The sequence below is a fragment of the Sabulibacter ruber genome (assembly GCF_017355955.1).
Taxonomy (GTDB): domain Bacteria; phylum Bacteroidota; class Bacteroidia; order Cytophagales; family Hymenobacteraceae; genus Nibribacter; species Nibribacter ruber_A.
This window is the reverse complement of sequence record NZ_JAFFID010000004.1, coordinates 368,724-388,658: the sequence shown is the minus strand read 5'-3', so window position 1 is coordinate 388,658 and position 19,935 is coordinate 368,724. Positions and strand designations below refer to the sequence as shown.

17 protein-coding genes are annotated in these 19,935 nt (G+C 52.8%); 14 read left to right on the top strand and 3 right to left on the bottom strand.

The window, feature by feature from the left end:
• Positions 1-10: 10 nt before the first annotated feature.
• The 14 genes from JT719_RS19710 to JT719_RS19645 all read left to right on the top strand — a co-directional run bounded on the left by JT719_RS19710 (position 11) and on the right by JT719_RS19645 (position 17,360).
• Entirely contained in the window at positions 11-1,321 is a 1,311-nt protein-coding gene (locus JT719_RS19710; protein WP_207435445.1) for a hemolysin family protein, read from the top strand.
• 58 nt (positions 1,322-1,379) lie between these two features.
• Positions 1,380-1,868, top strand: a complete 489-nt coding sequence (locus JT719_RS19705; RefSeq protein WP_207435444.1) for a hypothetical protein — start codon at positions 1,380-1,382, stop codon at positions 1,866-1,868.
• A gap of 544 nt (positions 1,869-2,412) precedes the next feature.
• Positions 2,413-2,625 carry a hypothetical protein gene (locus JT719_RS19700; protein WP_207435443.1) on the top strand — a complete coding sequence of 71 codons (213 nt, stop codon included), beginning with the start codon at positions 2,413-2,415 and terminating at the stop codon, positions 2,623-2,625.
• A 20-nt stretch (positions 2,626-2,645) separates the two neighbouring features.
• Positions 2,646-3,764 carry an NAD-dependent epimerase/dehydratase family protein gene (locus tag JT719_RS19695; RefSeq protein ID WP_207435442.1) on the top strand — a complete coding sequence of 373 codons (1,119 nt, stop codon included), beginning with the start codon at positions 2,646-2,648 and terminating at the stop codon, positions 3,762-3,764.
• Between the two features lie 46 nt (positions 3,765-3,810).
• Entirely contained in the window at positions 3,811-5,862 is a 2,052-nt protein-coding gene (locus tag JT719_RS19690) for an SDR family NAD(P)-dependent oxidoreductase (protein ID WP_207435441.1), read from the top strand.
• Between the two features lie 9 nt (positions 5,863-5,871).
• A complete protein-coding gene (locus JT719_RS19685) occupies positions 5,872-6,876 on the top strand; it encodes an MDR/zinc-dependent alcohol dehydrogenase-like family protein (RefSeq protein ID WP_207435440.1) in 1,005 nt (334 codons plus the stop codon).
• A 243-nt stretch (positions 6,877-7,119) separates the two neighbouring features.
• Positions 7,120-8,166, top strand: coding sequence for a Gfo/Idh/MocA family protein (locus tag JT719_RS19680; protein WP_207435439.1), 1,047 nt, complete (start codon positions 7,120-7,122; stop codon positions 8,164-8,166).
• Entirely contained in the window at positions 8,156-9,280 is a 1,125-nt protein-coding gene (locus JT719_RS19675) for a glycosyltransferase (RefSeq protein ID WP_242693370.1), read from the top strand. The genes JT719_RS19680 and JT719_RS19675 overlap by 11 nt, the downstream gene beginning before the upstream one ends.
• A gap of 281 nt (positions 9,281-9,561) precedes the next feature.
• The gene (locus tag JT719_RS19670; protein WP_207435438.1) at positions 9,562-10,701 is read left to right on the top strand and encodes a CgeB family protein; all 1,140 of its coding nucleotides are present in this window, start codon (positions 9,562-9,564) and stop codon (positions 10,699-10,701) included.
• Positions 10,691-11,818, top strand: coding sequence for a CgeB family protein (locus JT719_RS19665; RefSeq protein ID WP_207435437.1), 1,128 nt, complete (start codon positions 10,691-10,693; stop codon positions 11,816-11,818). The genes JT719_RS19670 and JT719_RS19665 overlap by 11 nt, the downstream gene beginning before the upstream one ends.
• Before the next feature lie 309 nt (positions 11,819-12,127).
• Positions 12,128-13,255, top strand: a complete 1,128-nt coding sequence (locus JT719_RS19660; RefSeq protein WP_207435436.1) for a CgeB family protein — start codon at positions 12,128-12,130, stop codon at positions 13,253-13,255.
• Between the two features lie 418 nt (positions 13,256-13,673).
• On the top strand, positions 13,674-14,537 hold the full coding sequence (locus JT719_RS19655; protein ID WP_242693369.1) for a glycerophosphodiester phosphodiesterase family protein: 864 nt from the start codon (positions 13,674-13,676) through the stop codon (positions 14,535-14,537).
• A gap of 123 nt (positions 14,538-14,660) precedes the next feature.
• The gene (locus JT719_RS19650) at positions 14,661-16,319 is read left to right on the top strand and encodes a carboxylesterase/lipase family protein (RefSeq protein WP_207435434.1); all 1,659 of its coding nucleotides are present in this window, start codon (positions 14,661-14,663) and stop codon (positions 16,317-16,319) included.
• Positions 16,320-16,478: 159 nt separating this feature from the next.
• Positions 16,479-17,360: a 3-keto-disaccharide hydrolase gene (locus JT719_RS19645; protein ID WP_207435433.1), complete on the top strand. Its 882-nt coding sequence runs from the start codon at positions 16,479-16,481 to the stop codon at positions 17,358-17,360.
• 152 nt (positions 17,361-17,512) lie between these two features.
• Here JT719_RS19645 and JT719_RS19640 read toward each other — a convergent pair whose 3' ends face one another.
• The 3 genes from JT719_RS19640 to JT719_RS19630 form a co-directional block, all read right to left on the bottom strand.
• Entirely contained in the window at positions 17,513-18,151 is a 639-nt protein-coding gene (locus tag JT719_RS19640) for a CPBP family intramembrane glutamic endopeptidase (RefSeq protein ID WP_207435432.1), read from the bottom strand.
• A 136-nt stretch (positions 18,152-18,287) separates the two neighbouring features.
• Entirely contained in the window at positions 18,288-18,806 is a 519-nt protein-coding gene (locus JT719_RS19635; protein WP_207435431.1) for a TlpA family protein disulfide reductase, read from the bottom strand.
• Positions 18,803-19,240: a thioredoxin family protein gene (locus JT719_RS19630; RefSeq protein WP_207435430.1), complete on the bottom strand. Its 438-nt coding sequence runs from the start codon at positions 19,238-19,240 to the stop codon at positions 18,803-18,805. The genes JT719_RS19635 and JT719_RS19630 overlap by 4 nt, the downstream gene beginning before the upstream one ends.
• Between the last annotated feature and the right edge of the window lie 695 nt (positions 19,241-19,935).

The window sequence follows — 19,935 nt, the reverse complement described above, 5'->3', positions numbered from 1 at the left end:
GCCCTGAACTATGATCCTGAACATCTTCCTTACCATTCTGTTGGTTGCCCTGAATGGTTTCTTTGTGGCCGCTGAGTTTGCTTTGGTGAAAGTGCGGGCCTCGCAGATTGAGCTTAGGGCTCAGGCCGGCAACCAACTTGCTAAAATAGCCCATCACATGATCGGGCACCTGGATGCTTACCTTTCCGCTACTCAACTAGGAATCACCCTGGCCTCCCTGGGGCTGGGCTGGATTGGCGAGGGCGTAGTGTCTGAGATCATCATTGAAATCATGCACGCCATGAACCTGGCCGCTGATCCTGAGTTGGCCCACCAGATTGCCTTACCGGTTTCTTTTGCCGTTATCACCGTCCTGCACATAGTATTTGGCGAGCTGGCCCCTAAATCCCTGGCTATCCAGCGCTCTGAGGCAACTACCCTGGCCGTGGCCTTGCCGCTGCGGCTGGTATATTACGTCCTGTTGCCGTTCATCTGGATTCTGAACGGGTTTTCCAATTTCATCCTGAAACGGGTGGGCATAACGCCCATGCACGGCTCTGAAGTACACACTGCCGACGAATTACGCCTCCTTTTTGAACAAAGCGCCGAAAGCGGCGAGATTGGCGGCAGCCAGCAGGAGCTCATTGAGAACGTATTTGAGTTCAACGAGCGCATGGTCAAGCAGATCATGGTGCCCCGTACCAAACTGGTGGCCCTGGACCTGGACTCCACTGAGCAGGAAATCTTTGACGTGGTCTTCAACGAGGGCTATACCCGTATGCCCGTCTACCGCGACTCCATTGACAACATTGTGGGTATCCTGTATGTGAAAGACTTGCTGGTGGTACTAAGGGCCGGGGAGCAGGTGAGCCTGGAAAAACTCATGCGCCAACCCTACTTTGTACCCGAAACCAAGAAAATCAGCCGTTTGCTCAAAGACTTCCAGCGCAACCGCATGCACATTGCCGTGGTGTCAGATGAATTTGGCGGTACCTCTGGTATCGTGACCATTGAAGACATCATTGAAGAACTGGTAGGCGAGATTCAGGACGAATACGACGAGGAAGTACCGCTGGTAGAGAAAATGGGCGATTTTGAATACCGGGTGAGCACCGCCGCCTCCATCCTGGACGCCAACGATGATTTACCCTATCCGTTACCCGAGGGCGAAGACTACGAAACCGTGGGCGGTTACCTCAACATGATCTACGGCCGCATTCCGGAGATAGGCGAAACAGTGGTAGAAGGCGTGTACGAGTTCAAAGTCCTGGAGAAATCTGAGCGCAACGTAGAATCTGTGCTGCTCACCGTCACCGAAGACAAACGAGACGATATCTTGTAAGGTGTTTCGGGGCAGCTTTCTGGAAAACAGCCCCGAAACACCTTCGCTTTTCTAAAGAATGATCCGGCTCACAGAACAGGGAAAAGCCCGCTTGGTTTCTTTTGGAATTGCCACGGCTGTGCTGACTGGCTTTTGCTTCTTCCTCAGTTATTTCCTGAAAACCAATTTTTCCTACCAGGGTGAAGCTGCCATGAAGGGCTACGGGCACCTCCTGGAAGAAAACTTTCCCAAGGGCCTGTTTGTGGTCATCTCCGGTAACCTGGTTCTTTCCACCTTGATCACCCACCAGTTCTTTTTACTTCTGGAAAGAGAAGTGCAGGTCATTGCCTACAAACTTTTAAGAGTGGCGGCTTTGCTGATTTTGGCGCTACTGTTGGCATACCTTGGGGTGAAAATACAGGAAGGCCTTTCCGCTCCCCTACTCCATCACACAAGGCTCATAGACCTCACGCTGACTTGGGTACTGAGAATACTAGGCTTCTTCCAGGGATATTGGCTCACTAAAATGGTGTGTACCTATTCTAAACATTCAAAAGTCCCTATTTAAGAGATTGTCCTATAAAAGTTCAGTACTTAACCACTCTCTAAGAAGGCCTACTACTAATTACTCAAGGAACAAGCTGTTTTTTGGGCTTTTACCCCAAAACAGCCTCAAAACAGGTATTGGCTCTCTTCTTACTTGAATTTTTTTCAGCATCTTCTTCTATCACTTCTTTTTCTTTCCTGCTTTATTCATTTATCAATCTGGCTCCAGAAGTCAATTAAAATAATACTACTTATCAAATTCACACACCCCTTTAAACCATTGATTCTGTTATAGCCATAATCAAAACTCAGCAACCAAGAGAAGAATCAACTTACAATAATACAAAACACACCCATCACTCAGCTTCTCTAGCCTCGGTTCAGTACATTGTATTTTAAGCTTCTTTGTTGCCCGGCTAAATCCAAAGAACTGCCTGGAAACATAACCCTAAGTAGCTTTTCCACGTTTCGGGAATTAAAAAGCAAAAAAGCTATATATAGATTCCTCAGCATCATCTACTATGGTTCTACCGTGTGCCCATTTTCAGATTTCTGCCGCAACTTCAATGGGCAAGGTATCTGGAATCGGGAAGACTACCGCCAGGGAATCAGCATACCATACTCCTTTCACCGGGAATACTTTTCTCAACCAAACTACTGAAACTATTGGGTACGGAGCCTTGAGCGCCGACGAGGTACACGCGACCATGTCGCAACTGCGCCACGTCGGGTTAAGCTACGTCACGTGCGCTTCCCTCCGCAGCCCTTCTAACCCCTAAAATAACACCCACTGACAACTATGAAAAAGAAAGTCTTGATTACCGGCGGTGCAGGCTTCATTGGGTCGCACCTGGCAGATGAACTGATCAACTTCGGATATGAGGTACGCGCCCTGGATAACCTTTCTGAACAAGTACACGGCAAAGACTGCGAGCGCCCTGAGTACCTTCACCCCGAGGTAGAACTGCAGGTAGGCGACGTGCGCGACAAAGCCGCGGTAATGAAAGCCCTGGAAGGCGTTGATGCTGTGTTCCACTTCGCCGCCATGGTGGGTGTGGGCCAGAGCATGTACGAGATCAAGGAATACACCGATGTGAACAACATCGGCACGGCTGTGCTGTTGGAGTGCCTGATTGAGAAACCGGTAAGCAAATTGGTAGTGGCCTCCAGCATGAGCATCTACGGCGAAGGCTTGTATACCTCCGCCACCGGCGAAAAAGTGATTGCCGCCGAGCGTGGCCTGGAACAACTCAAAGCCGGCGACTGGGAACTGAAAAGCGAGAAAGGCGAAGTGCTTACCCCGGTAGCTACGCCCGAATCAAAGATTCCTTGCCTGTCCTCGGTATACGCCCTTTCTAAATATGACCAGGAGCGCCTTTGCCTCATGGTAGGCCGTGCCTACAACATCCCAACGGTGGCTATGCGCTTCTTCAACGTGTACGGCACGCGTCAGGCGCTTTCCAACCCATACACCGGCGTGCTGGCTATTTTCGCCTCGCGTTTCCTGAACAACAACGCTCCTATGATCTTTGAGGACGGAAACCAGCAGCGTGATTTCGTGCACGTGCGCGATGTGGCGTTGGCTTGCAGACTGGCTATGGAGAAAGAAGAAGCGGCCGGAATGGTTTTCAACGTGGGCAGCGGCAACAATTACACCATCAAAGAAATTGGCGAGCGTCTGGCCGAGGTAATGGGAAAACAGGAATTAACTCCCGAGATTACCGGTAAGTACCGCGTAGGCGACATCCGCCACTGCTACGCAGACATCAGCCTGGCCAAAGAGGTGCTGGGCTTCTATCCACAAGTAGAATTCAACAGCGGTTTAACTGAGCTGGCCGATTGGCTGGAGGGACAGATTGCGTACGACCGCGTCAATGAGGCGAGCGCTGAGTTAGCAGCACGGGGCTTAACCGTGTAAGTCCGCGTTTCTGACTTGTTTTCCCAAAAAGAAGCTTAAAACCCGTATGACAAGAACCGCTAAATCACAACCTAAACATACTCCCCTGGCCGCCCCCACCATCGGCTTGGTACAATGGTTCCAGCCTGGTGAGCACGCCCGCGTGGAAAAATCCCTCGCGGAGATGAAAGAACTTGGCGTCACGGAACTGCGCACCGGCATTTCCTGGGCAACCTATACCTCCGAGGAAGGCAAGGCGTGGTATGCCTGGTTGATTCCGGCGTTAGCCAAACAGGTGCAGGTGTTGCCTTGTTTCCAGGAGACACCCTCCGAACTAGGAGTAACCGCCAAGACCTCAGCCCCGCCCCAAAACCCTAACGCCTTCGCAGAGTTCCTGCACGAGGTACTGGTTGACCTGGGCACCCACTTTGAGTGGGTAGAACTCTGGAACGAGCCCAACAACATTGCCCACTACGACTATACCTTAGACCAGAACTGGAACACCTTCTCCCAGATGATGGCCGTGGCGGCCCAGGTGGCCAAGCAGCACGGCAAGAAAGCCGTGCTTGGTGGTATGAGTCCTATTGACCCCAATTGGCTGCAACTGATGTACAACCGTGGGGTGTTGGAAAACATTGACGCCGTTGGCATTCACGGGTCCCCCGATGTTTTTGACCAAAATTGGGAAGGCTGGGAAGCCAACATTCAGCGCGTACGTGAGGTGCTGGACCGCAACAACATCAAAGCCGAAATCTGGATTACCGAAGCCGGTTTCTCTACCTGGCAACACGATGAGTTCAAGCAATTCCAGGAGTTCCGTAAAGTGTGCAAAGCCCCGGTCACCAAAGTGTACTGGAACAGCCTGCACGACCTGGACGCTGAAGGCAAGTTTCACGTGGACAACCGTACTTTGTTCTTCGGTCTGAAGAACGCCGATGGCTCTCCAAAGCTGCTTTACAGATTATGGGCTGAAAACGGATTGGATGGGCTGGATAAGTTCAACTTCATCCGCCGCAAAGAAGATTTCTCTGACCAGGAGCGCTACTCCGTAGTAACCGGCGGGGCCGGATTTGTGGGCACTAACTTAGCCAAGCGCTTGCTGGAGCAAGGCAAGCGCGTGCTCATTTTTGATAACCTTTCCCGCACCGGCGTAGAGCGTAACCTGCAGTGGCTGCACCAGAACTACGGCGAGAAACTGGAAGTGTACGTAGGCGACATCCGGGATTTACAGGCCGTGAAACGTGTGATGAAGTACGCCAACGAGGTGTACCATTTCGCGGCGCAGGTAGCGGTGACTACTTCGCTCACCGGACCCATTCAGGATTTTGAAATCAACGCCCGGGGCGTGGTGAACGTGCTGGAAGCCATCAGAGCCCAGGACAACCCGCCGCCGTTGGTGTTCACGTCTACGAATAAAGTGTACGGCGGCCTGGAAGACCTGCGCTTCATCCCGAACGGTACCCGCTACAACCCCTCAGACAAGCACATCAAAGCCAACGGTATTTCCGAGGCCCGTCCGCTGGATTTCCATAGTCCGTACGGTTGCTCCAAAGGCGCTGCTGACCAGTACGTGGTAGATTACGCCAGAACCTATGGCATTCCGGCTGTGGTGTTTAGAATGAGCTGCATCTATGGTCCGCACCAGTATGGCAACGAAGACCAGGGCTGGGTGGCGCACTTCGCCATCAGAGCCATTGAGAACAAGGCCATCAGCATTTACGGCGACGGCAAGCAGGTGCGCGACATCCTGTTTGTGGAAGACCTGGTAGATGCGTTTTTGCTGGCGCAGGAGAACATGAAAGACCTTTCGGGGCAAGCCTTCAACATTGGCGGAGGCGTGAAAAACACCACCAGTCTGTTGGAACTGCTGGATTTGATTGGCACCTACCGCGGCAAGAAAGTGAACCTGAGCTTCGGCGACTGGCGTCCCGGCGACCAGCACTACTATGTGTCTGACATCCGCAAGTTCCACGAAGCTACCGGCTGGTACCCTAAAAACAGTGTGGCCGAAGGCGTGGCCAAACTCTACCAGTGGCTGTGCGAGACAAGAGGCATTGAAGTGTCGCTCAAAGCTCCCGTGGCTGTGGAACAAGAAACCGATAACGTAGCAGTAGCTTAATACCCTATCATGCAAACCGACCTATTCCAAGAAACCCTTGACACCGCCGCTGCCACTACCATGGCCTCGGCGGTGATTACCGCTCCTAAGCAAGTAGAAATCCAGGAGGTGGCTCTGCCAGAACCAAGCGCCACGCAAGTGCGCATCAAGCTGGAAGGCTGCGGACTGTGCGCCTCCAACATTCCCGTGTGGGAAGGCCGCGAGTGGTTCTCCTACCCTATTCCGGCCGGCAATCCGGGCCACGAAGGCTGGGGCATCATTGAAGCCGTGGGTGCCGAGGTGAAAGACCTGAAGGTGGGCGACCGCGTAGCCGCCCTATCCTATAATTCCTATGCTGCCTATGATGTAGCCGAGGCTACTTCGGTGGTAAAGTTGCCGGAGTCACTGGCGGGCAAACCGTTCCCCGGCGAGCCCTTGGGCTGCGCCATGAACATCTTCAAGCGGTCAGACATCAAAGCCGGACAGACCGTGGCCATTCTGGGCATCGGGTTTCTGGGAGCTTTACTCGTACAATTAGCCAAAGAGGCGGGCGCCAGGGTTATTGCCATCTCCCAGCGTCCGTTCTCTCTGGACATCGCCCAGCAGTGCGGCGCCGATGAAATCATCCCCATGGATGACCACTACAAAATCATTGAGCGCGTGAAAGAACTCACCGGCGAGGTTTTCTGCGACCGTGTGATTGAGTGCACCGGCAAAGAATGGCCTCTGAACCTGGCTGGCGAGTTATGCAAAGAGCGTGGCCGCCTCATCATTGCCGGTTTCCACCAAGACGGCATGCGCCAGGTGAACATCCAGCTCTGGAACTGGCGCGGCCTGGACGTCATCAACGCCCACGAACGCGACCCACAGATGTACCTGGACGGCATCAAAGAAGCCGTGAAAGCCGTGGAAAGCGGTCGCCTCAAACCCGAAATGCTCTACACCCACACCTTCCCGCTGGAGAAAATGGACGAGGCGTTCGCCGCCTTAACAGACCGTCCGGACGGCTTCATGAAGGCGATTGTGACGATGTAGAATACGCCTGATGATGATGCGTACGGACAGGTCGCGACCTGTCCTACCCGTTTCCCCGCGCATTGAATCAAAATTCAACGCAACAGGTAACCGATACTGCATCGAACAACCGTTTAGGACAGGTCGCGACCTGTCCCTACAACCACAACAAACCTGTTTCCCACCTATTTTCTATAAAACAGGTGGGAAACCTTTTGCTTCTACAAAGAAGCTGAACAACTTGGAAACAAACCCTTTCAACCTATGGCTGAAGACACTTTACTAGAACCCACCCTAGAAGCAGCAGCCCCCACCGTTGCTTCCACAGATACCTTGAAATTAGGTTTCCTGGGCATCGGCTGGATTGGCCGGAACCGCATGGAAGCCATCGCCAATGCCGGCGTAGCTGAGGTAGCCGCCGTGGTGGACCCGGCACCGCAAAACGTGGAGGAAGCACAGAAAACCGCTCCGGCCGCCAAAGTGGGCAACACTATTGAAGACTTACTAACTGATGAAATAGACGGTGTAGTCATCGCCACTCCTAGCGCATTCCACGCCGACCAATCCATTCAGGCCTTGGAAAGCGGAAAAGCCGTTTTCTGCCAGAAACCCTTGGGTCGATTCGCGGAGGAAACGCGGCGGGTAGTGGAAGCGGCCCGCAAAGCCGATACGCTCTTAGGCGTAGACCTCTCCTACCGCAGCACCGTGGCCATGCGCAAAGTCTACGACCTAATAAAATCAGGCGAACTGGGCGATATCTACGGCGTTGAACTGGTGTTCCATAACGCCTATGGCCCGGACAAACCTTGGTTCTATGACCCGAAACTCTCCGGCGGCGGCTGCGTGATTGACCTGGGCGTGCACCTGGTGGATTTGGCACTCTGGACCTTAGACTTTCCCGAAGTGGAAACCGTAACCAGCAGCCTCTTCTCCAAAGGCAAACGCCTGACTTCTTCCTCAGATACCGTGGAAGACTACGCCACCGCCAGCATCCAGTTAGCGACTGGTCCGCACGTGCAGTTGACCTGCTCCTGGAACTTGCCTGCCGGACAGGAAGCCATAATCAGTGCTACCTTCTACGGCACCAAAGGCGGGGTAGCCTTCAAAAACGTGAACGGCTCTTTCTATGACTTCGTGGCTGAGCGATTCTGGGGCACCCAAACCGAGACCCTGGTTTCGCCGCCAGATGCCTGGGGCGGACGGGCCGGGGTGGAATGGGCGCAGCGCGTCGCCAATGGCGAGAAATTCAGCGCAGAAGCCGAGCAGTTTGTGAAAGTAGCAGAAGTACTGGACAAGATTTATGGTAGATAAACCGCATCGGCGCGTACTCATGACCACCGACAGCGTGGGCGGCGTCTGGACCTACAGTCTAGAGCTCATCCGCGCCATGGCGCCTTATAACGTGCACTTTTACCTGGCTACTATGGGCGCGGCCATCACCCTGCAGCAACGGCAGGAACTGGCGGCCCTCACCAACGTGACCGTGTACGAAAGTGAATATCAGCTGGAGTGGATGGACAATCCTTGGACCGAAGTAGACCTGGCGGGTCAGTGGCTGCTGGAACTGAACGAACAGCTCAACCCAGACCTCATCCACCTGAACAACTTCTGCCACGGCCATTTGCCCTGGAACAAACCGGTGCTCATGGTCATCCATTCCTGCGTGCAGACCTGGTGGCGCGCCATGAAAGGCGAGAACGCCCCGGCGGACAGGCATTACTATTATGAGCGCGTGCGCGATGGGTTGCACGCCGCTGATTTGGTGATTGCGCCCACCGAGGCCATGCTCCAGGAAGCAGAAACCGTTTACGGCACCTTTTTCCAAAAGCAGGTCATCAACAACGGCCGCGACCCGCATGCTTTCCATTTTGGGCGCAAGGAGCCCTTCATCTTCAGCATGGGCCGGGTGTGGGACGAAGCCAAAAACATTGCTCTACTCACGCAGGTAGCCGATGCCGTGGACTGGCCAATTTACATCGCCGGCGATGCCGTGCACCCGGCCACCGGCGACAGCAAACTTTTCAAGAACGTGCATTTCCTGGGCAAGCTCTCGCAGCGCGAAGTAGCCGATTGGCTTTCCAGGGCGTCGTTGTACGTACTGCCTGCAAAGTATGAGCCGTTCGGGTTGTCTATTCTGGAAGCCGCTTTCTCGGGCTGCGCGCTTGTACTGGGTAAAATCAACAGCCTCAAAGAAATCTGGGGCACCTCCGCCGACTACGTAGACACCGATGATGTAGAAGGATTGACCACCCTCCTCCAGAAACTCATCGAAGATGAATTCCTGCGCAACATCATGGCCTGCCGGGCGGTGAAAAAAGCCCAGGATTACACCACCGCGCTCATGGCCCAGGAATACCTGCAAGCCTACGCTACCTTACCCAACCGCGTGAAAGCCAAAGCGCCTAATCAAGTGGAGACATTGTAAAAAGCAGATTCTCCCCTTGAGGGGAGATAAAGAGGGGTGTTTACATCTGCGGAGAATCTTGCAAGAAAAAACATCAGCAATGTGTGTTCAGCAGGTGTAAACATCCCCCTTCACCCCCTTCAAAGGGGGAATATCGGCTAATGTTGTTTGCGGCTAATGCCACACGGCAGTTACAAACTGCCGCCATGATAGGTCCAAGTCACAGACTTGAACCAGGAAATAAGTAAGAATGAAATTAGTCTAGTATCTAACATCCAACTACTAGCATCTAACCAAAAGCTATGAAACTTGTATTATTCTATCACTCCCTGCTCTCAGACTGGAACCACGGCAATGCCCACTTCCTGCGCGGCATTGTGCAGGAACTGAAAAGCCGGGACCACGAGGTGCAGGTCTACGAGCCAAAGAACGGCTGGAGCCTCAGCAACCTGCTGGAGCAGTACGGCGAGCAGAAACTGGAGGAACTGCACCAATATTATCCGGGGCTGGAAACCAACTTCTACGAGCTGGCATCGCTCAATTTAGACGAGGTGCTGGCCGGGGCCGATCTGGTACTGGTGCACGAGTGGAGCGAGCACGAGTTGGTACGCCGCGTGGGCGAGCACCGCACCAAAAGCAACTACCGCCTGCTCTTCCATGACACCCACCACCGCGCTGTAACCGAGCGCGAGAGCATGGCCGCCTATGATCTTACGCATTATGATGGGGTGCTAGCCTTCGGGAACGTGATTAAAGAACTGTACCTCAAACAAGGCTGGGCCCAGAAAGCCTGGACCTGGCACGAGGCCGCCGATACCCGCGTTTTCTACCCGCATACTTCGGCTGAAACAGAAGGCGACCTGGTGTGGATAGGCAACTGGGGCGACGAAGAGCGTACTGCCGAACTGCATGAGTTCCTGCTCAACCCCGTGAAAGAACTCGGCCTGAAAGCCAAAGTGTACGGGGTACGCTACCCAGACCACGCCATTAAATCGTTGAAAGAAGCGGGCATTGAGTACGGCGGCTGGTTGCCCAACTACAAGGCGCCGGAAGAATTCGCCAAGTACAAAGTGACCGTGCACGTGCCGCGCAGACCGTACGTAGAGGCGCTGCCGGGCATTCCTACCATTCGTCCGTTTGAGGCGCTGGCTTGCGGCATTCCGCTCATCACCGCGCCTTGGGAAGACGCTGAAAACCTGTTCACCCCGGGCCAGGATTTCCTGGTGGCCAGAAACGGCGAGGAAATGAAAAAACACCTCCAAAACGTGTTGCAGAACCAGCAAAGCACCCAGGAAATGGTGGCCCACGGTCTCAACACCATCCAGCAGAAGCACTCCTGCGCGCACCGCGTGAACGAACTGGAGGCCATCTGCGCCGAGTTGGGCATCGCGCCCGAGAAAATCCATGTAAAAACTAACTCCTCTGTGGCATATGCAGAATAAAAAACTCAACATCGCCTTCTTCGGATCAAGCTTAGTATCAGCGTACTGGAACGGCGCCGCCACCTATTACCGCGGCATCGTGCGGGCCCTGCACGCGCGCGGCCACCAGGTGACCTTCTATGAACCCGATGCCTATCAGCGCCAGGAAAACCGCGACATTCCCGATCCCGAGTACGCCAAAGTAGTGGTGTATCCGGCCACCGAGGAAGCCGTGTACAAAGCTCTGGAAGACGCCACCTCGGCCGATGTGGTGGTAAAAGCCAGCGGCGTGGGCGTGTTTGACGAGTTGCTGGAGGCCGAAGTGCTGAAACTACAATCTGAGAACCGCCTCGTGATTTTCTGGGACGTAGACGCGCCCGCCACCCTGGACCGCGTGGAAAGTGATCCCGCCGATCCGTTTAGAGTCCATATTCCGCAATATGACCTCATTCTGACCTACGGCGGCGGTGACCCCGTCATCAACGCGTACGCCAAATTAGGAGCGAAAAAATGTGTGCCAATTTATAACGCCCTAGACACCGCCACCCACTACCCAGTAGAACCCGAAGACCGTTTCCAATGCGACCTCGCGTTCTTAGGCAACCGCCTGCCCGACCGCGAAGCCCGCGTAGAGCAGTTCTTCCTGGACGTAGCCGCTCAACTGCCTGAGCAACAGTTTATCATAGGCGGCAGTGGCTGGGGCGATAAACCCATGAGCGCAAACGTGAACTACATCGGGCACGTGTACACCAAAGAGCACAACGCCTTCAACTGCACGCCCAAGGCGGTGTTGAACATCAGCCGCGAGAGCATGGCCCGCTACGGTTTCTCCCCGGCCACCCGCGTCTTTGAAGCCGCCGGTGCCGGCGCCTGTATCATCACCGATTACTGGGAAGGCATTGACTTCTTCTTTGAGCCGGAAACTGAAATCTTGGTGGCCAAAGACGGTGTCGAAGTAGCCACGCTACTGCAAGGTTTAACGCCCGAACGCGCCAAGGCCATCGGCGAAGCTGCTTACCGGAAAGTACTGGCCAAGCACACCTACGGTCACCGCGCCGATGAACTGGAGCAACTGCTTTTGACCACTCCACGCACCACTACGGCTGCTCCTTCCTCGGCAGACGCTTTGGTGTCTTAACCTGATTTCCGTTCTGGGGCTGTTTTACAGAAAATAGCCCCAGAACGGAAAATGTCAAATCCGCTGGCGCGAGCTTGCAGCTCGTGTCCGCACGCATTCTAGTTTACCTTTTTGTCATCCTGAAAGGACCTTGTGAGCAAACGGTAGTAGCGTTTCTTTAATGCCTTTCTAGTTCGCCCACAAGGTCCTTTCAGGATGACAAGGGTGAGTGCATCAAATGTTTCCAGCAATACGTGCGGACACGAGCTGCAAGCTCGCGCCAGCGAGAAAAGTCGTGCTACTTGATACCTGATACTTGTGTCTAAAAATATGAGTCAAAAACCATTAAACATAGTCATTCTGGGCTTGTCCATCACCTCTAGTTGGGGCAATGGGCACGCCACCACGTTTAGAGGTTTGGTGCGCGAGTTGCGTAACCGGGGCCACCACATCCTGTTCCTGGAGCGCGATGTGCCGTGGTACGCCTCAAACCGTGATTTACCCAATCCTGAATACTGCCAGACCGAGTTGTACCAGTCGCTCGATGATCTGCAGGCCCGCTTCACGGAGCAGGTGCGTACCGCTGATTTCGTGCTGGTAGGCTCCTACGTACCCGAAGGCGTAGCCGTGGGCGAATGGGCTATTCAGACCGCGCAGGGCGTAACCGGTTTCTATGACATCGATACGCCGGTGACCCTAGCCAAGCTGGCCCGCGAAGACTACGAGTACCTGCATCCGCGCCTCATTCCGCAGTATGACATGTACTTGTCGTTCACTGGCGGACCTACGCTGGAGAAACTGGAGAAGGAATTCGGGTCGCCTATGGCCCGGCCACTGTACTGCTCCTTTGATCCGGAGCTGTACTTCCCCGAGCCGCAGGAAGAGAAGGTATGGGACTTGGGCTATCTGGGCACGTACTCAGATGACCGTCAGCCGCCATTGGAGAAACTGATGCTGGATGCCGCCCGGGAGTGGCCCCTGGGCTCCTTCGTAGTGGCCGGTCCGCAGTACCCTGAGACCATTCAGTGGCCCGAGAACTGTGAGTACATCCACCACCTGCCGCCCGCCGAGCACCGGAAGTTCTACAACCAACAGCGCTTCACCCAGAACATCACCCGCGCCGATATGATCAAGGCCGGCTACTCGCCCAGCGTTCGGCTTTTTGAAGCCGCTGCCTGCGGTACCCCCATCATCTCCGATTACTGGGATGGCCTGGATGAGCTGTTTGAGTTCAACAAAGAGATTCTGGTCTCCTACTCCGCCGAGGACACGCTCAATTTCCTGATTCATTTACCAGAAGACGAACGCACAGCCATCGCCGAACGCGCCCGCCAGAAAGTATTGGCCCATCACACCGCCGCCCACCGGGCGCAGGAGTTGGAAAGCTATATTTTGGAAGTCCTGAGTTCTGAGTCCAGCGTCCTGAGTGGCAAAGAGGAACTTGAGTTGGACAGTTAGATTTTACTTTAATGTACGTGAATGTCGTTTTCGGCCTGTTTTGAGAAAAGCAGGCCGAAAACGTTTTTATGCCCACTAATACCTGGATTGGGAAGAGAGACATTGTCCTGAAGTAGCATTTTTTAACCTACATCTCACTTCAAACATAAAGCATAACTGAGTTCCTGGGTTACTGCCTGAGCAAACATCCTGTAAAGCCATTGCTATTCACCTGAAGCTCCCTATCTTCATACTGGAAGGTATTTTTTAAGAAAACCCTCCTTTACTTTTCCAGGACTTGCCAGGAACAATAACACCATCTTTGTACCTCCTCAAAGCTCAGATCATGTTTTCTATGGGTTCTCGTTCAAGAATTCTCTTGCTCCTGGTATTGATAGCCGGGTTTCCTTTCAGTGGATTGAAAGCGCAGACCAAAAACTTGCACGTCCTAAAAATCAGCAGTCCCAAGGAGTTGTACAACTTCTTCCGGTTCAGCCAAAACAGTATTCCTTTGATCAGTGGTCACCGGGGTGGAATGGAGAAAGGGTATCCAGAGAATTCCATTGCTTCTTTTGAACATACGCTCCGCAGCACGCCGGCTTTTTTTGAGGTTGATCCGCGCCTTACCAAAGACAGTGTCATTGTGCTCATGCATGATGAAACGCTGGACCGTACCACCACTGGTAGCGGCAAGGTTTCTGACTATACCTGGGAAGAATTGAAAAAATTGAACCTGAAGGACAAAGCAGGCAACGTTACCGCGTACCATATCCCCACCCTGGAAGAGGCCATCACCTGGAGCAAAGGGAAAACTATCCTTAACCTGGATAGAAAAGACGTGCCGCCCGCCATGATTGCCCGATTTGTGCGTGACCGTAAAGCCGAAACCCACGTGATTCTGACCGTGCATAATGCCCAGCAAGCCAAATACCACTATGAGCAAAACAACAAAGTAATGTTCTCGGCCCACGTACTTACCAAGGATGCCTTTTTAGAGTATGAGAAGGCAGGGATCCCCTGGTCACAGATGATTGCCTACATTGGCCCCACCTACAAGCCCGAGAACCAGGAACTGCTGGACCTGCTGCATGCCCGCGGGGTGACGTGCATGATTTCGGCGGCCCCTACTTATGACAAACTTCAGAGCAAGGCAGAACGGCAGAATGCTTACCGAGCGATCATCAAATCCGGGGCCGATATTATTGAATCTGATCTGCCTACTGAGGCTGCCGAGGCCATCAAACCCTTGATTCCTGCCCAAAGTAACAAAGCCAAATACTTTGGGACAATGGAAGCAAAATAACTTTTCTATACCCCATGACAATGGTATTATCTTTCAGAAAAGAGAGTTAATTTTTACAGCCCATTATAACTTGTAAATACCCCCAACAGAAATCATCAAATACCAAGCGAATAAGACTACGATATGAACCATAGACTAAACAAAATCTTCCTCCTGCTCCTCGTGGCTGTGCTAGTGGCACCCACCGTATGGGCGCAAACGAAAACTAAAAGCTCTGGAGCTTCCACCACCATGAACCAGGTAAAAACCGCCAATGGAACGCTGGAAGGCACCCTGGAGAAAAGCGGCATCCGCTCGTTCAAGGGCGTGCCTTTTGCTGCGCCGCCCGTGGGCGAACTACGTTGGCGGGAGCCGCAGCCGGTGAAGAACTGGCAGGGCGTGCGTAAGGCCACCCAGTTCGGGCCGAGGGCGATGCAGTTGCCGGTGTTCGGGGATATGAATTTCCGGAGCAACGGGGTGAGCGAAGATTGTTTGTACCTGAACGTCTGGACGCCCTCTAAAACCGGGAAAGAAAAGCTACCCGTGCTGGTGTACTTCTACGGCGGGGGCTTTATTGCCGGCGATGGTTCTGAGCCGCGCTATGACGGCGAAAGCATGGCGCAGAAAGGTATGGTAGCCATTACCGTAAATTACCGGTTGGGCGTGTTCGGGTTCTTTGCGCATCCGGAGTTAAGCCAGGCCTCTCCGTACAAGGCTTCGGGCAACTATGGTTTCCTGGATCAGGCCGCCGCTTTGCGCTGGGTGAAAGAGAACATTGCGGCGTTCGGGGGTGACCCTAACAAAGTGACCATTGCCGGAGAATCGGCGGGTTCTATGTCGGTGAGTGCGCAGATGGCGTCTCCGCTTTCCAGGAATCTTATTGCCGGTGCTATTGGTGAAAGCGGGGCCCTAGTGAACTCGGGGTTTGATCCGGTTCCTCTGGCGGAAGGCGAGCAGAATGGCGTGAAATTCGCTACCAGCATTGGTGCCACCTCGCTGGCGCAGTTGCGAGCCATGGACGCCCAAAAACTTTTGAACGAAGCGGGCAAGCCGGGCGTGGGCCGATTTGTTCCTACCATTGACGGCTACTTCTTCCCGAAAACGCCTGCCGCCATCTTTGCCGCCGGTGAGCAGGCGAAGGTTCCGCTGCTGGCCGGCTGGAACTCGCAGGAAATGGGCTATCAGGCCTTGCTGGGTCAGGACGCGCCCACCAAAGAAAACTTCACCAAAGCCGTGCAACGCGTGTTCGGGGAGCGGGCCGAAGAAATCCTGAAGCAATACGCCGCCACCACCGATGAAGAAGTGATGCAAGCCGCCACCGATTTAGCCGGCGACCGATTCATTGCCTACAGCACCTGGAAATGGATGGACCTGCACGGCAAAACCAGCGGCAAACCCGTGTACCGTTACCTGTATTCCCGCCCTCGGCCCGAGATGGTGCCCGAGATGGGCAATGCCACGCCGGGTCTGGCCGGTGGCGTGATCAAAGACAGCAACGCGCCTAAAGCGCCACCTGCCCGTGGTGCCGTCCACTCCGCCGAGATTGAATATGCCATGGGCAACCTGGCCACCAACAAAGTCTACGCCTGGACTCCCGAGGACTACAAAGTCTCCAAAACCATGCAGGAGTACTTCGCCAATTTCATCAAGACCGGCAATCCCAATGGGGCAGGTTTACCTAAATGGCCGGTAGCCACCGGCAACACTCCGCAGTACCTGAACATTGACGTAAATACCCGCCTTGAAACCGAGAAGAACCGCGGCCGCTACCAGCTGCTGGATGAACTCGCCACCAAGAAGTAAACCTTCATAAGGCTCCAATTCCAGGAAAGCCATCGGTCTGAATGCAGCCTTACAAAAGCTGAAATTCAGACCGATGGCTTTCTCTTTTTATGCTTACTTTAGCCCTGATTTCTAAAAACTAACCCTAAAACCAATCCAAGATTCTATCATCATTCCTCTATGAAAACAAAACTTTCCCTCGGCTTTATCGCTCTGCTGCTCACCTGCCTAGGTTTAGCCTCGTTTCTACCTAAAAAAGAATGGACGCCCCTGCTTGACAAAGACCTGTCGCAATGGGAGACGTACCTGAGCTACCGGCACAAAGTAGGCTACAACGGCAAAGTACCGGTAGATGCCCAGGGGAAAGAAATCGCGCCCATTGGCTACAACCCCAATGGCCAGACGGTTTTCACGGTGGTGGAGGAAAACGGCGAAGCTTTGCTGAAGGTTAGCGGCGAGGTGTACGGGTGCGTGTACACCGAGCAGGAGTACGAGAACTACCACCTCAAACTGAAATACAAGTGGGGCCAGAACAAGTTTGATCCCCGCAAGAACCTGCTCAAAGACTCTGGGGTGCTGTACCACTCCATCGGCAAAGCGGGCGTGGATTACTGGCGCGCCTGGATGCTCTCGCAGGAGTTCCAGATCATGGAAGGCCACACCGGTGATTACTGGACCATCGCCAACACGGCTATGGACATCAGGGCGTTTCTGCCCGAAGGCATGATGAACTCGGTGGCCGGTCACCAGCAGCCGTTCCTCAGCTTTGGGGCAGGCTCGGGCCGGGACGGGTTCTGCCTCCGCAGCGCCGACCACGAAAGCAAAAACAACGACTGGACCGAGATTGAGCTGATCTGCTACGGTGACAAAAGCCTGCACATTGTGAATGGCCAGGTAGTAATGGTGCTGCAGAATTCCCGCTACGTGGAGAACGGCAAAGCCACCCCGCTCACCAAAGGCAAACTTCAGATCCAGAGCGAAGCCGCCGAGGTGTACTACAAAGACATCCTGATTAAACCCCTCACCGAGATGCCGAAGAAGTATGCAGCCTATTTCAACTGAGTTCTTCTGAAAATCTGGGGAGCCGGGTTAGCCTATCTGTATCATAGCAGCTAAGCGAATCCGGCTCTCTCCTTTTTCTGGCAAATTGATTAGGTTCCTATTGCGTGCAGCTGATGCAGATGCACGATAGCGTAGTTCTTCACCTACAGGATTTACCAGGTTCCCTTTTGCCACAAATCTAAAAATGCGGGTACCGACAGGCCTAAGAAGTCAACCAGGAAATGAGCGACTATGGTCCAGCGCAGGCTCTTCGTTTTCTTATAGACAATGGCCCAAACCACTCCCATCAGAAAGGTGGAGCCTATTATTTCAAACCCACTATTCAGTTCAGAATTAATCCCGAAGGCGGCGTGGTTGAGGGAAAATGCCAGGCTGGTGTAGAGCACAGCCACCCAACCAGTCCAATGCTCGGTGGCATCCAGTAGAAGGCCACGCCAGTAAAACTCTTCAACCCAGGGGTTGATCAAGGCCAATACAATCCAGGGTACCCAAATCTGCCAACTCGCTAAGGTGTCTGCATGGAACAGGAAAAGGGGCAACGGAATTAAGCCAACCACAACGGCAAATACATTCCACCCCAAAGCCCCAGTAGGTTTCTGGAGCCATTTCCTGGTGGAGGAAGCTCCCCCAAACTTTGCTATAAAGAACAGCCAGAGCGCCCAGCCAATCAGGATCATGGGCAGGAAGGCCCACTTGCCCATAACACCACCGAACACGAATGCGGCCCCGAAATTGGCAGCAATAATCAACAACGGCGATGCTATAACCACCTTTCTCTGAATGGATTCCATCTTTCCTGATGTTGCCTAAGGTTTTACAGAAATCATGTACAAGGCTGTGGCGTTAGGCTGAGGTTTACACGATAAGTTGAAGCACGTAGTTTCTCCAGGTTTTAAGTAAAACAGGCCATAAATCGCTCTGCGTCCATCAGAGTTTTCCCCCAATAAACCTCCGTAGCACCTCTTCGGTCAGTTCTTTGGGAGAGCCATACCAAACAATTCTGTTTTCATTGTCTATCAGGACTGTCCTTGGCAGGGGCATATAGCCGTTGTGTTCTACTTTCAACTTCTTGTGCACAGCCTTTGTCCGGTCACTTACTACTACCGTTTCAAACCTAATTTTTTCAAGTACTTTCTCCGTCTCTTCGGGGTTTTGGTAAGTAACCGACAAGAAAATGATGTTCTGGTCTCTGAATTTCCTCTGAAGACTGTTTAAGTGCGGCACCGCTTTCAGGCAGGGTTTGCACCATGTCGCCCAAAATTCCAGAACTTTAAACTTGGGGGTAAAATCTTTATTTGTTGGCTCATTTTGCAGAAAATCTGTAAAACTGAGTGCATCCACTCTGGTCCCGATGAGGTCATGCTGGGCTTTCAACAAGTCAGATTGGGCTACCAAAGATTTAGGCACCGCAAACAAGAGCAGCAGAAACAGCATGGCTACTTTCATGAGCCTGCAGGGTTAGATTGGAGCTGCGCCATCACGTTTTCAAGCCGGAACATCTTCCCGTTCAGCAGTCTGATTTTTTTACCATCTGAGCTCGTGAGAATAAGGGAAGGCAGCGCAGAGGCCTGGTACCTACTTTTGAACTGTTCGTAATTTTTATACGTGACCGAATTCATCACTAAATTTTTGGGTAGGTCTACCAGAAAGACTACCAGATGATCCTTCGCGTATTTCTGGAACTGCGGATGGGCGAACACATCTTTATCCATCTTTTTACATGGGCTGCACCATTCGCTTCCGGTTAGCACAATCAGGATGTTTTTCTGCTCCCTGGCAGCCAACTCTTTCGCTTTCCCCCAGTCTGTGTGCATTGGTACTTCTTGCCCCAATCCATCCAGGGCAAAGAAGAGAAAAAGAATTGCTATGAACGATCTCATCTGATTTGGATTTTGTTGGTTCTAACGGTTGGTTAATTGGGCAATCTCCTCTTCTTTCCAGAAGACCTTTCTATGGAATTAACAAGGGCAAGCTATTCTCCTTTTCTTGATTTATCATCAGAGAGTATGATTTTATCGATCAGGAATAACTGTTGCTTATCCGGGATTTACACGAGCACGCTAATTTACAATCCTCTCCAATTCAATTACATACTTCTCTATTTCCTTGCCGGTATCACAGGTGAGGTATTGTAAAGCCAAAAGCGAGAGATCAAACGGCTCAGCGAAGGTATCGTTTAGCTCTGGCCTGCTTCCATAGTGACTTTGCTGGCAACTCACGCAAAAGGCAAGTGCTAGTAAAAGAAGACAGGTAAATTTCATTTCTCTGTTTAGGTATAGCACTGCTACCGAATAGCCATTCTTAGGACTAGTAATCTAATGAAAATGTCAGCACTTACAGGTAACAGTAGTTAAGAGATTAGCAGTAGTTAACAGATTTTTTGCCGGGATAATGAGTGTCCTATAGCAAGCTTATGCAGGTAATTCACCAGAATATAACTCTATTTTAAGCCTAAATTCTTAGAAACAGAAACAAAATATCACTGCGGTACACTTTTGCCAGAATCTCTGAATTTGCCACCAAAAACCCTTCAAACAGGACCTCAGCATTGGATATTTTATGCTGTAAATCGTAT